Source organism: Pseudomonas sp. TH08 (assembly GCF_016651275.1).
GTDB lineage: Bacteria > Pseudomonadota > Gammaproteobacteria > Pseudomonadales > Pseudomonadaceae > Aquipseudomonas.
Genome location: NZ_JAEKEE010000004.1, coordinates 1,287,016 through 1,301,417, shown reverse-complemented (window position 1 = coordinate 1,301,417; position 14,402 = coordinate 1,287,016). Strand labels below are relative to the sequence as shown.

At 59.2% G+C, this 14,402-nt stretch carries 13 protein-coding genes; 2 read left to right on the top strand and 11 right to left on the bottom strand.

What is annotated here, in order from left to right; translation table 11 throughout:
* Positions 1-53: 53 nt before the first annotated feature.
* Complete coding sequence (locus JFT91_RS22915) at positions 54-1,001, top strand: alpha/beta hydrolase (RefSeq protein WP_201202210.1); 948 nt, start codon at positions 54-56, stop codon at positions 999-1,001.
* A gap of 111 nt (positions 1,002-1,112) precedes the next feature.
* Here the strand turns inward: JFT91_RS22915 and JFT91_RS22910 are convergent, their stop codons facing one another.
* The 10 genes from JFT91_RS22910 to pvdM all read right to left on the bottom strand — a co-directional run bounded on the left by JFT91_RS22910 (position 1,113) and on the right by pvdM (position 11,024).
* Complete coding sequence (locus JFT91_RS22910; protein ID WP_242489335.1) at positions 1,113-1,403, bottom strand: bacteriocin immunity protein; 291 nt, start codon at positions 1,401-1,403, stop codon at positions 1,113-1,115.
* 211 nt (positions 1,404-1,614) lie between these two features.
* Positions 1,615-1,818: a bacteriocin immunity protein gene (locus JFT91_RS22905; RefSeq protein WP_342367175.1), complete on the bottom strand. Its 204-nt coding sequence runs from the start codon at positions 1,816-1,818 to the stop codon at positions 1,615-1,617.
* A 1-nt stretch (position 1,819) separates the two neighbouring features.
* On the bottom strand, positions 1,820-1,939 hold the full coding sequence (locus JFT91_RS30015) for a pyocin-S2/colicin E7-DNase domain-containing protein (protein ID WP_518524891.1): 120 nt from the start codon (positions 1,937-1,939) through the stop codon (positions 1,820-1,822).
* Positions 1,940-1,966: 27 nt separating this feature from the next.
* On the bottom strand, positions 1,967-2,227 hold the full coding sequence (locus tag JFT91_RS22900) for a bacteriocin immunity protein (RefSeq protein ID WP_201234039.1): 261 nt from the start codon (positions 2,225-2,227) through the stop codon (positions 1,967-1,969).
* A gap of 188 nt (positions 2,228-2,415) precedes the next feature.
* A complete protein-coding gene (locus JFT91_RS22895; protein WP_201234038.1) occupies positions 2,416-2,676 on the bottom strand; it encodes a bacteriocin immunity protein in 261 nt (86 codons plus the stop codon).
* Positions 2,677-3,090: 414 nt separating this feature from the next.
* Positions 3,091-5,517, bottom strand: a complete 2,427-nt coding sequence (locus JFT91_RS22890) for a TonB-dependent siderophore receptor (RefSeq protein ID WP_201202220.1) — start codon at positions 5,515-5,517, stop codon at positions 3,091-3,093.
* A 155-nt stretch (positions 5,518-5,672) separates the two neighbouring features.
* Positions 5,673-7,322 carry a cyclic peptide export ABC transporter gene (locus JFT91_RS22885; RefSeq protein WP_201227206.1) on the bottom strand — a complete coding sequence of 550 codons (1,650 nt, stop codon included), beginning with the start codon at positions 7,320-7,322 and terminating at the stop codon, positions 5,673-5,675.
* A 119-nt stretch (positions 7,323-7,441) separates the two neighbouring features.
* Positions 7,442-8,335, bottom strand: coding sequence for a dihydropyoverdine dehydrogenase (gene pvdO / locus JFT91_RS22880; RefSeq protein WP_201233935.1), 894 nt, complete (start codon positions 8,333-8,335; stop codon positions 7,442-7,444).
* Positions 8,336-8,365: 30 nt separating this feature from the next.
* Positions 8,366-9,646, bottom strand: coding sequence for a pyoverdine-tailoring periplasmic protein PvdN (pvdN, locus tag JFT91_RS22875; protein ID WP_201233934.1), 1,281 nt, complete (start codon positions 9,644-9,646; stop codon positions 8,366-8,368).
* A 28-nt stretch (positions 9,647-9,674) separates the two neighbouring features.
* Positions 9,675-11,024 (bottom strand): pyoverdine-tailoring dipeptidase-like protein PvdM, encoded by a 1,350-nt coding sequence (gene pvdM / locus JFT91_RS22870; RefSeq protein WP_201227203.1) that lies wholly within the window; start codon positions 11,022-11,024, stop codon positions 9,675-9,677.
* Between the two features lie 221 nt (positions 11,025-11,245).
* On the opposite strand from pvdM, the gene pvdP reads away from it, so the two are divergent.
* Positions 11,246-12,874, top strand: a complete 1,629-nt coding sequence (gene pvdP / locus JFT91_RS22865; RefSeq protein WP_201227202.1) for a pyoverdine maturation tyrosinase PvdP — start codon at positions 11,246-11,248, stop codon at positions 12,872-12,874.
* 129 nt (positions 12,875-13,003) lie between these two features.
* On the opposite strand, the gene JFT91_RS22860 is transcribed toward pvdP, so the two are convergent.
* Positions 13,004-14,398, bottom strand: coding sequence for an efflux transporter outer membrane subunit (locus tag JFT91_RS22860; protein ID WP_201233933.1), 1,395 nt, complete (start codon positions 14,396-14,398; stop codon positions 13,004-13,006).
* Positions 14,399-14,402: the final 4 nt, after the last annotated feature.

The following is a 14,402-nucleotide window of genomic DNA, read 5'->3' as shown; positions in this document are numbered from 1 at the left end:
AACTTTTTGAGAGGGGCGGTGTGCATTGCGCGCAGCGCCCCGGGATGTGATGCATGCCATTGAATTCGGAAGTAGCGGCGTTTCTTGATCTGGTCGAAGACAGTCAGAACGACGCGTTTCACCAAGGGACACCCGAGCAGGCGCGTGGGGCGTTCGAGCAGTCCTCGCAACAGATGCGTTGGGCCGTGCCGGATGTCGACGTGAGCGAGGTGCAACACCGTGCCCGCGACGGCGCTGAACTGACCTTGCGGCTGTACCGTCCGTTGCAAAAGGGCGGTGTCTTGCCGGTGCTGCTGTTTTTGCACGGCGGTGGTTTTGTCGTCGGCAGCCTCGATTCCCACGACGGTATCTGCCGCGAGTTCTGCGCGCGCACGCCGTGTGCAGTGTTGTCGGTCGGCTACCGCCGCGCGCCGGAACACAAGTTCCCGGTGGCGTTGCACGATTGTGCCGATGCACTGGATTGGCTGCGCGAACAGGCTGGTGAATTTGCTCTCGATCTGTCGCGCCTGGTGTTTGGCGGCGACAGCGTCGGCGCCACGCTGGCGACCGTGCTGGCGCTTGAGGCGCGCGCCCCCGGCGCGCTGAAACCCTGCCTGCAATTGCTCTGCTACCCGGTGACCGACGCCTCGCAGCGCCGTGAATCGATGGACTTGCTCGGCGAAGGCTACCTGCTGGAAAGCGATTCCCTGGAATGGTTCTACCAGCACTACGCCCGCAGCATCGAGGACCGCCGCGACTGGCGTTTCTCGCCACTGCTGAGCAACGACCTCGCCGGCGCCGCCCCGGCCTACATCGCCCTGGCAGGTTTTGACCCGCTGCTGGACGAAGGCCGCGCCTACGCCGAACGTTTGGCCAGCACCGGAGGACTGCTTGAATGCCGCGAATTCAGCGGCCACGTGCACGACTTCCTGCGCATGCGCATGGTCACCGAAGAAGTGGAGGCGATCTATCAGGAACTGGTGAGCGTGCTGCGCACCGTGATGTATCCCGAAACGGTCTGATCCGCCCTGGCCTGATGTGTGCGTCCACACCTCAGGCCATCAACATCCGCCCCTGTGGGAGCGAGCCTGCTCGCGAAGAGGCCGGTCCTGACAGCTTGTTTCAGGAACTGACTATTCCGGTTTGAAACCTGGTTTGCCGTTGGCAGTTCGCCATTCTTTGATGGTGTTTAAAACGCCTTTTGGACTGTCCTCAACGCCTTCTTTTGGGTCATAAAGAACGCCGGTTCCATCAGGGTGTTGAGACGTGCAGAGGATGTTTTCAATGATGGCGTCATGTTCGCGCTCGGATGAATAATCTCCTTCGAACAGGCGACTAATCAGGGCTGAATATTCTGCCTCTGTGTATTCCTCAAACTTGGCCTTCAATATCATTTTCAAATTATCTCTACCAATACCGGACAATATTGAACCCGTGGCGAGGGAGCTTGCTCCCGCTGGTCTGCGCAGCAGACCTGAGTCTGCACGCGCGGAGTGTCAGGCACACGTTGAACTCTGGTTTGCGACTGCAGCGCAGCCGAGCGGGAGCAAGCTCCCTCGCCACAGGGTTATGTTGGAACTCTATTCTGGTTTGAAATCAGGTTTGCCGTTGGCGGCTCGCCATTCCTTCACTTTGCTAACGATCGCTTCCGGGGGTCGCCTCCTCGTCGGAGTCGGCGTAATAAATCATGTCCGAGCCGTGGGGGTGTTCAGTCAACTCTTCAAACAACAGCACTGCGCGGACCTGTTCTTTTTCCGAGTCAAATTGCGCATTGCAAACTCCGGATACGAACCGCAGAAAATCTGTTTCGGTAAAATCGGAAAGAATTGGTTTGTGCATTTCAATTTTTTTCCTTGTGGATTTCAGAGTGTTGTTTTGGTGGGGTGACTCCGATGTTTTTAATGTCGTAGATCTCACCGCTTTTGGATATGTATTTCGTGTGGTGTAGTTCGAGATTAATTTGGCTGGCAGTTTTTTCAGGGACTGACTATTCCGGTTTAAAACCTGGTTTACCGTTGGCGGCTCGCCATTCTTTGATGGCTTTTAGTACGCCGGCTGCGCTGTCCTCAACGCCTTCTTCGGGACAGTACAGAATGTCTATTTCATTCGGGTGTTCCGAAGTTTTTACGATGTTTTCTACAATGTCATCGTGTTCTTTCTCTGAACGGTAATTCCCTTGGAATAGCCGGTTTATAAGGCTGAGATACTCTGATTCTGTGTAGTGTTCAAACTTGGCCTTCAATACCATTTTCAAATTATCTCTACCAATACCGGACAATATTGAATCCGTGGCGAGGGAGCTTGCTCCCGCTGGTCTGCGTAGCAGACCTGAATTGCCATACGCGGAGCGTCAGGCAAACCTTGAACTCTGGTTTACGACTGCTGCGCAGCCGAGCGGGAGCAAGCTCCCTCGCCACAGGGTTAAGCTGGAACTGACTATTTTGGTTTGAAACCTGGTTTACCGTTGGCTGCTCGCCATTCTTTGATGGCTTTTAAAACGCCTGCGGGACTGTCTTCAACGCCTTCTGCCGGGTAGTACAAAATCCCTGTTCCGTTTGGATGCTCTGAAGTCCGGACGATATTGTTTACAATTGCACCGTGCTCCCGCTCTGAGGAATAGTCTCCCTCCACCAAACGACTTATTAAGGCTGCATATTCTGACTCTGTGTATTCCTCAAACTTGGCCTTCAATACCATTTTCAAATTATCTCTCCCAGTGCAGTACAACATTGAACCTGTGGCGCTGTCGCAGTCGTGTGGACTGCCTCGGTCAATACGAACGGCGGTGGTTTTTGCATATTCATATCCTTTTGAATGTGCATTGTTTTTCGATAAGTAACGGGTAAGCAGTCAGTTGCTTCCTGCCAATCAAAGTTACAACGAAGTGCTCAGGGAAATATCCGAGTCGTCTGTAGGTGCTGACAGGAGATAAGGCGGGAGTTTTCGGCGAAAAGAGGGTTTTAGCGGATGCATCTTTTATGTAATCGGACGTTTCCTATGCAACGAAAGGAAATGCCTTTCAAAGCGCACGCCTTGTAGTCCGTTAAACCTTTACCCATAAAAAAAGCGCCCCGGTTTGGCCGGGGCGCTTTTTGTGTTGCGGTGGTTAAATCAGAACGTGTACTTGAAGCCGGTCATGATGTTGCGCGGTGCGCCGTACATGCCGTGGTCGCCTGCGTAGCTGAGGTATTCGCGGTCGAATACGTTGTTCAGGTTGACCGAGGCGCTGAGGTTTTTGCTGATGTCGTAGCGTGCCAGCAGGTTGGTGACGGCGTAGCTGCCTTGCTGGAAGGTGTGCAGGTCGGCACCGGTCTTGCTCTGCCAGTTCACGCCACCGCCAACGGTGACTTTGTCCAGAATGCCCGGCAGGCGATAGCTGGTGAAGGTCTTGAGGCTGTGACGGGGCAGGGTGGTGACGATGCGCTGGTCATCGGCATCGGTGCTGACCGCGTAGGCGTAACCGGCAGACGCTTGCCAGCCTTCGGCGAGTTCACCATCGAGGGTGAATTCCGCACCTTTGGTGGTGGTGCCCTGTTCGGATTTGTAGGTGTTGCCGCCTGGGGTGTCGATCCAGATCGCCAGGTTGTCCTGCTCGATCTTGAACAGCGCGAAGCTGGAGTTCAGCTTGCCATCGAAGTGGCTACCCTTGACGCCGACTTCGTAGCCGGTGCCTTCCATCGGGTCCAGAGGCTTGTTGTTGATGTCGCGAACCCACGACGATTGCGGGTTGAAGATCTTGGTGTAGCTGGCATACAGCGACCAGGTGTCGTTGACGTCGTAGACCACGCCCGCGTAAGGGATGTAGACGCCGGTTTCCGATTCCTTGGTCTTGGTTTCTGCACCGCCGTACGGTTTGTCTTCGATCTCGCGATGCCAGTCGACGACGCGGCTGCCGAGCAGGATGCTCAGGTCATCGGTGGCGCGCAGGCGGGTGGCCAGGTAAGCGGCGTATTGCGTTTCATCGACGGTGGATTTGCCGGTGACGTTGAATTCGGGTTTGACCGAGTCGCCGTTCCAGTTCAGCAGGTTGTCGATGGCGCCGGCAGGGGAGCTGGAATAGTCGTATTTCCAGCCACCGTAGCTCGGCACGTTTTCGTAGTATTGGGACAGGGTCACACCGGCGATCAGCTCATGCTCGCGACCCAGCAGGCCGAACGGGCCGGTCAGGTAGGCGTCGATGTTGTTCTGGCGCGGGGTACCGGAGAAGCGCACCGGCAGTTGGGTCGTGCCGCTGCCGTCAGGGTTCAGGCCGCCGTTGACGTAGTTGAAGACCTCGTCGAATTTGTTCTCGGAGTGAGTCAATTCAACCTTGCCGCTCCAGCCATTGCCGAATTGCTGTTCTATCGAGGTGAAGAAGCTGGTTTGTTCGTGGTCGTTGTAAGACCAGGTCTGCGCCGAGTTCAAGGAACGTTTGAGGTTGGTGCGCGAGCCGTCGGTGAAGCGGGTCGGCAGGCCCGAACGCATTGGCGAGTCGACGTCGGTGCGCTGGTAGCTGAAGCCCATCGTCAGCAAGGTGTCTTCGGTCAGGTCGAACTCAGTGATGCCATACATCAGTTGCGAATCTTGTTTGTAGCGATCGACCCAGGACTGTTCAGTCTTGAAGTCGCCGACCAGACGGCCACGGATGTTGCCGGTTTCGGTCAACGGCCCGGAGACGTCGAAGCCGGTGCCGTAGCGATCCCAGTTGCCGGCTTCAGCGGTGACGCTGGCCTGCGCTTCGGCGGTCGGGCGCTTGCGGATCAGGTTGATGGTCGCCGAAGGGCTGCCCAGGCCGCTGATCAGACCGGTGGCACCACGCACCACTTCAACACGGTCGTACATCGCCATGCTCTGGGTGTAGTTGTCCATGCGCTTGACGGTCGGCACGCCGTCGATTTCGAAGTTCTGGATCTCGAAACCACGGGAGAAGTAACCGTCGGACTCTGCGCCCTGGCCGTCACGCAGCACGATGATGCCCGGTGTGGCGTCGAGGGTATCGCTGAGGTTGGTCAGGCGCTGGTCGTCGAGGCGCTGACGGGTCATGACGGTCAGCGACTGCGGGGTTTCCTTGGGTGTCAGGTTCAGACGCGTCGAACTACTGGATGAGTACGTGGTGTACAGCCCGGTGCCTTCAGTGGTCGACCCCGGCGCCTTGCCGGAAATCGATACCGCGCCGAGCTCCAGGGCGTTTCCCGCAGCTGCTCCGGTCGCCGGCACCAGCGAAACGGTGTTGCCGGTCAGTTGATAAGTCATGCCGCTCCCCAGCAGCAAGTTGTCCAGCGCCTGTTTCGGCTCCAGGTGACCGGAGACCGCACTCGACTTCAGGCCAGCGAGGGTTTCCGGGCTGTAGAGAATCTGCAGGTTGGCTTGTTGCCCAAGCTGTTGCAGTGCGCTGGACAGCGGTTGCGCAGGAACGTTGACGTCGACCGGCGTCGCTTGAGCCTGGGCGCTGCCCAACAGCATCAGCGTCAGCAGGGCACCTGACAGCACGGCGCCACGCGGATTGCGGCGGGAAATGGCTACAGCCAGAGGGGTGCGGGACAACTTTAAGGCTTGCATTTGCTCGGGATGCTCCTGAAGTGCGAGTGCAGTTTTATTAGTTAATGATAATTAGACGCAACACTGCGTAAAAACCGGAAAAAAATCCCGCCAACCGCGAAAAACTCTGCTATCGCGTGAAGGCGGGATCAGCCCATCCCTGAGCGGTTGGCGTGTCAGGCCGGGTTGAGCGCGGTTTTGACTTTGCCGGCATCCATGCGCACCAACTGGTCGGCGACGTCGAAGTAACGGTCATCGTGGGAGATCACGATGATGGTCTTGCCCAGGCGTTTGAGGTCGGGCAGCAACTCGGTGTAGAAGATCCGGCGGAAGGTCGGGTCCTGATCCGCGGCCCATTCGTCGAACACCAGCACCGGGCGTTCCTCCAGCCAGGCATTGACCAGCGCCAGACGCTTGCGCTGGCCCGTGGACAGGTCGGTGGTGGTGAAGCTGCCGTCCTGCACGCTGACCTTGTGGGCGATTTCCAGGCGTTGCAGGTATTTGTTGGCGTCGTCGGGAATGTGCGTATCGCCTTGCACCACGTCATCGAACAGGTAGTAGTCGGCAAAGACCGTGGTGAACAACTGGCGGTAATCGTCGCGGGTGAGGGCGGTCACGCATTCCCCGTTGAGGCGGATTTCGCCTTGCTGCGGCGGATACAGGCCCAGCAGCAGTTTGATCAGAGTGGTCTTGCCGCAGCCGTTTTCGCCGACGATGAACACGATGTCGCCCTGTTCGATCTTCAGGTTCACCGGCCCCAGCGTGAACGGGTTGGCGTCGCCCACGGCCGGGAAGGCATAGCGCACGTCTTTGAGTTCCAGGCTCTGTACCGGCTCGGCTTTCTTGCCCTGATCGCTGAGCAACAGATGCGGCTCGGGCGAGGAGAACTGCGCCGACAGTTCGGCGATGCGGCGGAAGGCGATCTGTGCGCGGCTGACCACCGGCAAGGTACCGACCAGATGTTCCAGTGGACCTTTCATGTACAGCAGCACCAGGACGAAACCGCTCATCACGGTTTTGTCAGCGCTGGGCCAGAACGATTGCAGGGCCAGTGCCAGACCGATGACCACAAAGAACAGCATCGAGCCGAAACTCTTGGCAATCACAAAGGTGTTGATCGATTTGATCTGGGTCTTGCAGATGAAATCGGCAGTGCCCTTGATGCCGCTGTTGAACATGCGTTGGCGACGCGGGCGGTGTATGCGCAGTTCCTTGGCACCTTCGGCAATCGCGTTGTAGTGCTTTTGCAGTTCGTCTTCAGCATCACGGGCGGCGAAGAAACCTTTGATCCCGCGCCCTTGGGCAAAGTACTGAATGCCCGTGCCGATCAGGATCGCCACGACCATGATCAGGAACATTGGCCACGACAGCATCGCCAGATAACCCATGCAACCGAGGGTCACGGTCAGCGATATGGCCAGTGGCGCGAAGGCGAAGGCGAAGTCGCTGATGGTGTCGACATCGTGGGTCAGCACCGGAATCAGGCGATGGCTGCGATAGCGTTCGATCTGCTCGATCGGTGCCGACAGGACTTTCTCGCCCAGTTGTTTGCGCAGGGTGGCGATGATGTGCTGGCCGACATAATTGGTGCCGATGTCCGAGCAGATCGAGCTGAGCAGCGCCAGCACACACAGGCCACCGAACAGCGCGACCACGCCTTGGGTCAGACCGGTTTCGGAGTGCAGCGCGTTGTTGATGGTGGCCAGCAGGACCGTGACACTCAGGCCACCGACCATACCCAGAATGACCGACAGTGCGACGACGAGCCGAAAAGGTTTGAGTAGGGTGAACAATTCATGAATTGCACCGCGCGTAGGCTGGGTCATGACAGGACAGTTCCTTGGGTCGTAAAGGCAGATACCCTGTAGAACGTCTGATCCGCTGCTTAATTTAGACGGTCGCCGACTGGCGGCGACCGGGGGGAGAGGAGAAGCGTTACTGCCGATTACAACTCACGCACGACACGGAAACCGATCCAGTCGCCGCGGGTCTTCGGATCGATGTCGTTGCGGTTGCCCGAACGGGAGAAGACCGGCGCTTCACCCCAGTCATTGCCGCGAATGCGCAGGGTCTCGCAGTTGGGTTCCAGCCACGCGCTGCCGTCGGTTGGCGCACCTTTGTAGTCCGGGTGATAGCAGTCTTCGACCCACTCATAGACATTGCCGTGCATGTCGTACAGGCCAAAGGCGTTGGCCGGATAGCTGCCTGCCGGCGAGCTGAAACTGTAGCCGTCCGCCGGGCCGTAGGTGTTGGCGTGCTTGGCGATGCTGTAGCCCTTGCCCTCGTCGAACGGGAAGGGGAACGGTCCTTTGGAACCTGCACGGGCACCGTATTCACGCTGGGCTTCGCTGAGCATGCTGTAGGTCTGCCCGGTTTTTTTCGACAACCAGGCGACGTAGTTCTTGATGTCCTGGAAGTCCATGCATACCGCCGGCTGGCGCGGGGTTTGCGGGTAGCGCGGTTTGCTCGCGACGCACTCGCGACCGGGGCGCGTGTCACCGTTGGCGATCACCGCACCGCTCTCGCGAATGTAACTGTCCCATTCACCTGCAGTGATCTGGAAGCGGCTCATGGCGAAGGGTTTGGCGAAGGTCACTTCATGCATCGGGCCTTCGTCGGGTTCGCGCCCGACTTCATCCTCCGGTGTGCCCATGGTGAAGGTGCCGGCCGGCAGCACGACCATTTCCGGGCAGTCCTTGCAGTCCTTGAACACTTTGCCAGCAGCAGGGGCGGTTGCGGCCTGGGCGGCGCTCGGCAGCAGGCCGCTCATGAGGGCGGCGAGGGCCAGTGCCTTGAGCGCCTTGGCGCCGAGGGCAGGGGTCAACAGATCACGTTTCATGAGTCATCTCGTCTAAAGGAAAGCGGGGCGTCACAGCTGTTTGTTGAGTACGGCCATGAAACGCTCGATGTCGTTTTCGCTGTTCAGCAGGCCGGGTGCGATGCGGATCACCGGGCCGACGTCGCGCTCCACCGCGTCGCATACCACGCGGTTTTGCATGAGTTGAGCGGCGACCTGATCGCAATCGCGATCCTTGATCCGGAAGAAGGTGAAGCCGGCAGACAGATCGCTGCTGCGCGGTGTTACCAGTTCAATCGAACGGTGTTCCAGCAAGCGGTTTTTGGCGTAGGTATTGAGTTCGTGAATACGCGTTTGCACCTCGCGCTTGCCCAGCGTCAGATGCAGCTTGAACGCTTCGTCCAGCGCCCAGCGGTGCTCGAAACTGTGATACCCGCCGGGGGTCATGATGGTCGAGAACGTGGTGGCTTCGGAGAAGGTCGGGATGGTCGGGGTGACGTCCTTCAGTTCGCTGGAACGTGCGCAAATAATTCCGGTGCCGCGCGGGCCGAACATCCACTTGTGGGTACCGGCGATAAAGAAATCGCACTGCATGTCGGGGAAGTCGAGGTCATCGACACCAAAGCCGTGCACGCCATCGACGACGTACAGGATGCGATCCTTTTCCTCGCGCTGACAATTGTGCTGGTCCACCAGTTTGCCGATCTCGCCGATCGGCAGCTTCACGCCGCTGCCCGATTGCACCCAAGTCATGCCCAATACGCGGGTTTCAGGGCGAATGCCTTTGTCGATACGGGTCAGTATTTCGTCGACGGACACCGTTGCGCTGCTGTCGAACAACTTCAGTTTGCGCACCTTGACGTCATCTTTCTGCTGGCGATAAGCCAAGGTGTAATTGGTCGCGTAGTGCTCGTGTTCGGTGGTGAGGATTTCCTGATCGGCGCGCACATGAATGCCGCCATAGATAAGCGCCAGACCTTCGGTGGTGCTGCCGGTGAGGGCGATCTGCTCAGGCTTGGCCTTGAGGTAGCGACCGGCCCATTCGCGCACGGCTTGCTCGCGCTTTTCGGTTTCACCCAGATCCCAATCCATCGCGCGACCGGGATTGCGGTCGAGGGTCACGCGGTAACGCTCGATGGCTTCGCGCACCGGGCGCGGATGGGAGGTCACGAGGAAGTTGGCGAAATGCAGGTAATCCGGGTCCTGATCGAACAACTGGCGCAGTTGTGCCCATTTGTTCCCGCCGATCGGTTGTGGATTGGCGGCGCGGGCCGGCAGGTTGACGGCTGCGCCCAGGGGCAGGCCGGCGGCAAGAATGCCGGCTTGTTTGAGAAAAGAACGACGGTTGGTCATGAGGTCTGATCGCTTGTTCGAAGAGGTGTCAGCGGTTGACGACAGGCTTGGAGGATTTTTGCACTTGTTCCCAGACCCGCAAGAAGTTGCCGCCCCACAATTTGGCGATGTCGGCCTCGCTGTAGCCACGGGAGATCAACTCGGCGGTTACGTTGCGTGCTTCGCTGACGTCCTTCCAGCCATCCAGACCGCCGCCATCGTTGAAGTCGGAACTGATGCCGACATGGTCGATGCCGATTTTCTTCACGGCGTAATCGATTGCGTCACCGAGGTCCTTGAGGTTGGCTTTGGGTTCTTCGTCGACGATTGCGTAGAGCTGGCCGGCGTACTCGCCAAAGCGTTGTTCCGGCCATACGGTGATGATCGGGTCACCAGGCATCAGCGCCATTTCCAGGCCCTGCAGTGGCTGCAGATCAAACCTGGCACGCAAGGCGTTGAGCTTGTCCTGCGTTGTTTGGCTCAGGGGACGCAAGTAGGTCGGGAAACCGACGATTTGCACAACGCCGCCACTGTTCTTGATCAGTTGCATTTCCTGGTCGCTGATATTGCGCGGGATATCCACCAGTGCCCGTGGCGCCGAGTGGGATGCCACGATCGGTGCGCGACTCAGTTGCGCGACCTGTTCCAGTGCCTTGGTCGACATCTGCGAGACATCGATGATGACGCCCAGATCATTGAGGCGATGCACGGCCTGTTTGCCGATGTCCGACAGACCGCCGAGCGCATCGCGGGTGTCATTGAAAAACGGCAGTGGTCGCGAGGAGTCGGCCCAGTCGTTGTTGCCCACGTAACTGAAACCGAACATGCGCATGCCACGTGCGGCCCACTTGTCCAGGGCGTTGAGATCGTTGCCCAGTGGATAGGCGTTGAGCATGCTCATGAAAATCGCAAACTTGCCTTCGCCATGCAGACGGCGGAAATCGTCCGGGGTGTAGGCGATGGCGACCTGATTGGGGAAGTCGCGCACCAGGGTGCTGATGATCTTGTAGCGGGTTTCCTGTTCGAAGCGTGCTTCTTCGACAAACCCGGCGGTCGGACGGTGGGGGGCGTTGGCGCCGTTCCAGATTTCCGGCCAGCCGAAGATCGTCAGGGCGGCACCGGACAGGCGCCCGCGGGCTGTTTTCACCAGATCGAACTGGCCGCTGCCATCCTTGTCGGCTTCGTTGCCGGCGGTGCCGAAATCCAGCGGCACGGTGATGTGGCTATCGAAGGAAATGATGCGGTCCTGCAACTCATCGGCTTGCTGCATGACTTTGACCGGGTAGCCGGGGTTGTCCTTGAACCAGTGTTCCCAAACCGCAAAACCTGCGGCGGCACTGATCGCCAGGGCCAGCGGCAGGCCGATGTAAAGAGCCTTTTTCGAACGTGGTTTTGTCATTGCCATCTCAGTCAGGTTCGCCGTCGAGGTGCAGGCGCAAGGGCCTTCGCTATCTGGGTGGAACGACTGGGCTACCGGGTAATTTAGGTCTGGCTGAAAAGAACGCGCGCGATACAGGAACTGCCGAAGGCTGCGATCTTTTCAGGACGGCATAAATTTACCTCTGCAACAAACGTTCTAGCTTGGATAAAGCCTGCTTCATGGCTGACACAGGTAGGGCAATGAAGATTTCTCGACGATGGTTCATGGCGGGCCTGGCACTGACCGGCGCCGCTGTGCCTGCAGCGTATTTTGGGCATCGTGAATGGACGAAGCCGGATCCGACGATCACCCCGGGTGAGGCGTCGTTCGACGTCGCGGATGTTGCCGGGCAACGCCTGGCGGATGCGCTGCGCGGTGTCTGGCAGATTCGTTTCGAGGGTCATGACGCCGGTATCGCGGGTTTGCCCGGAGAAGGTCTGGAAGTGTTTCTCGATGTTGCCCACAAAGGGCGCGGCGTCATCGGCTTTCTCGACACGGCCGAGCGCTTGCGTTCGTCTCAGGCGCCGCGCTATCGAATTCTCGCGGACCTCGCCGATGTCAAAACCTCGCAGTTGAGTTGGCGTCTGGTCAGCCTGTCCGCAGCCGACGGTGCACCGGACTACGAATTCAGCATGGCGCTGGATGAGGTCTGGGGCGGTTTCGGCAACGCCGGCAGCGGCAGCCTCAGCGGACGCGTCCTCAACCTTGATCGCCCCTTGATGCTGCCGGCGCAGGACAACCGTTTTATTGCCGTCAAACGCGTATTCCCCGAGGCACGCGAGCGCGCAGGGTTGAACCCGACGTTGCTGGCCTGGCTGATTTCTCCTGAGCACCGCTTGTTCCATCAGCTCTGGCACGCCAGCCGCGACAAGTGGCATACCTTGAGCGAGGAAAAGCGCGGCGCCCTGCGCGGTATCGGCTGGCAGCCCGGCCCGCGTGACAAGGAGCGCGACGCCCGTGGTCCGCGCAAGGATCGCAATGGCTCGGGTATCGATTTCTTTTTCATGCACCGGCACATGCTGGGCACGGCGCGTTCAATGCAGGATCTGCCGTCGTGGCAGCATTTTCCGCTGCCGCAGCCGGAGTTGATCCGTGATCGCCAAGGTTTTGCCGATTATTTCGACAATCACGACGGCACTTCACTGCCGCCGACCTGGCTGGCCGAGGACGATGACGAATACTCGCAATGGGTCAGCGACATCAAGACGGCCGAGACTTATCACAGTAATTTCCTGGTGTGGGAATCGCGCTACCGTGACCCGCGCTATCTGGCCAGGCTGACCTTGGGGCAGTTCGGTTCGGAAGTCGAACTGGGGCTGCACGACTGGCTGCACATGCGCTGGGCGTCAGTACCACGGGACCCGTCCAATGGCCATCCGGTACCGTTCGCGCGCGATCCGGCAGATTTTTCCGCGCGTTGGTACGCCGCTGAAAACGACTTCCTGGGCGATCCGTTTTCCTCCCATGTCAGCCCGGTGTTCTGGCACTTTCACGGCTGGATCGATGATCGCCTGGAAGACTGGTTTCGCGCGCACGAACGCTTCCATCCGGGCGAAGTCAGTCGCTTGCAGGTCAATGGTGTGCCGTGGTTTGCACCGGGGCGCTGGGTTGAAGTCGCCGATCCGTGGCTCGGGCCGAGCACTCACGGCTGCAGCACGGTGCCGGGCCTGCAACCGGGCAAGTCAGTGGAGATGGATCCGGAAACCATGAAGCTGGCGCTGCGCATTACCTTCAGCGATGACGAGAAGGTGTTGTCGTCGTTGTTTCGCAAGGTGCCGCAGCGCCCTTGGTATGCGCGCCATCTGAAACCCAAACAGACTTCGGCCTGAGGCCGCGTCATCGTTCTTGGCGAGCAGGCTCGCTCCCGCAGGTTGTTGTGCTGGCCCGTAGCTAGCGGCAGCACCCCTGAACACTGTGGGAGCGAGCTTGCTCGCGAATGGGTTTGACCGGCAGAGAACTTACAGCGCCTGCCACCCACCCCCAAGCGCCTTGTACAACGCAATGCTTGCCTGCATTCGCGACAATCTCAACTGCACATTCAAGTCCTGCGCGGCGTACAACGTGCGTTGGGTTTCCAGCACCGTCAGCAAGTCTTCGGCGCCGGCCTGGTAGCGGCTCTGGGCGATGTCGAACGCGGTCTGCGCTTGCCGCAGTTCTTCGCTCTGCCACTGCCGCTGTTCGTCGAGGCCGCGAATGCTGTTCAAGGCTTTTTCGACATCGGCGAAGCCGTTGATGATCGCACCCCGATAATTCTGCAGCAGTTCTTCCTGGCGAGCGGTCGCCTTGTCACGCTCTGCGCCGAGGCGACCATTATTGAAGATTGGCCCGATCAATCCGGCAGTAAGGTTGTAGAAGGGGCTGCGTAAAACGTCGCGGAACTGGTCCGCCCCCGAGCCGATATCGGCACTGAGGGTGACGGTGGGCAACATGGCGGCGCGGGCAACCTTGACGTCGGCTTCGGCGGCAGCCAGTTGCGCTTCGGCGCGGGCGATGTCCGGGCGTCGATCAAGCAGATCGCTTGGCACGCCAGCGGCGACTTCCGGCCATTGCAACTGATCGAACGATTCCCGGTTCAGTGCAAGTTCCTGAACGGGTCGACCGAGCAGCGCCGCGAGGCTGATCGAAGCGTCTCGGGCTTGTTGCTGCACCAGCGGCAATTGTCGTTGTTGGGCGGCCACCAGGCTTTTCTGCTGAGCCAGTTCCAGGGCTGTGGCCGAGCCTGAGTCAAAACGCGTTTGCACCAGTTTCAGCACGCTTTGCGCGTTGGCCAGATTGAGTTCGGCAATGCGGCTCTGCTCGCGCAGCGACAAGGTTTGCGCATAGGTGTCGGCGACACTGCCGAACAGCGTCAGCTCCACCGTGGCACGGTCGAACTCGCTGGCCTGCAAGGCAAATTGCGCACTGTCGCGCGACGCCTGTTTGCCACCCCAAAAGTCGATTTCGTAACTGGCATTCAGATTGGCGTCGAAATAATCCACAGCCTTGTTACTGCTGTCGGCGTCCAGTTGACTGTAGCCGTTGCCACGGAGCAGTTTCTGCCGATTGGCATTGAGCGAGGCCTGCACCTCAGGCAATTGAGAGCCGCCGGCGATCACGGTGCCGGCCTGGGCCTGGCGTACCCGGGCCATGGCGGCGGCGAGGTCGAAACTGCCGGCGCGCGCCTGTTCGATCAGACGATCAAGCTCTGGGCTGCCAAACTGCGTCCACCATTGCGGGTTGTTGCGAGCACTGCTGGCAGTAGGCGCTGACTGCCACGCGGCAGGAGGCTGCAAGCTGCTGTCCGGGCGCTGGAGGGGACTGCCGCAAGCGCTGAGAATCAGGCATACGGTCAACAAACTGAGGCGCGGTTTCATAGAT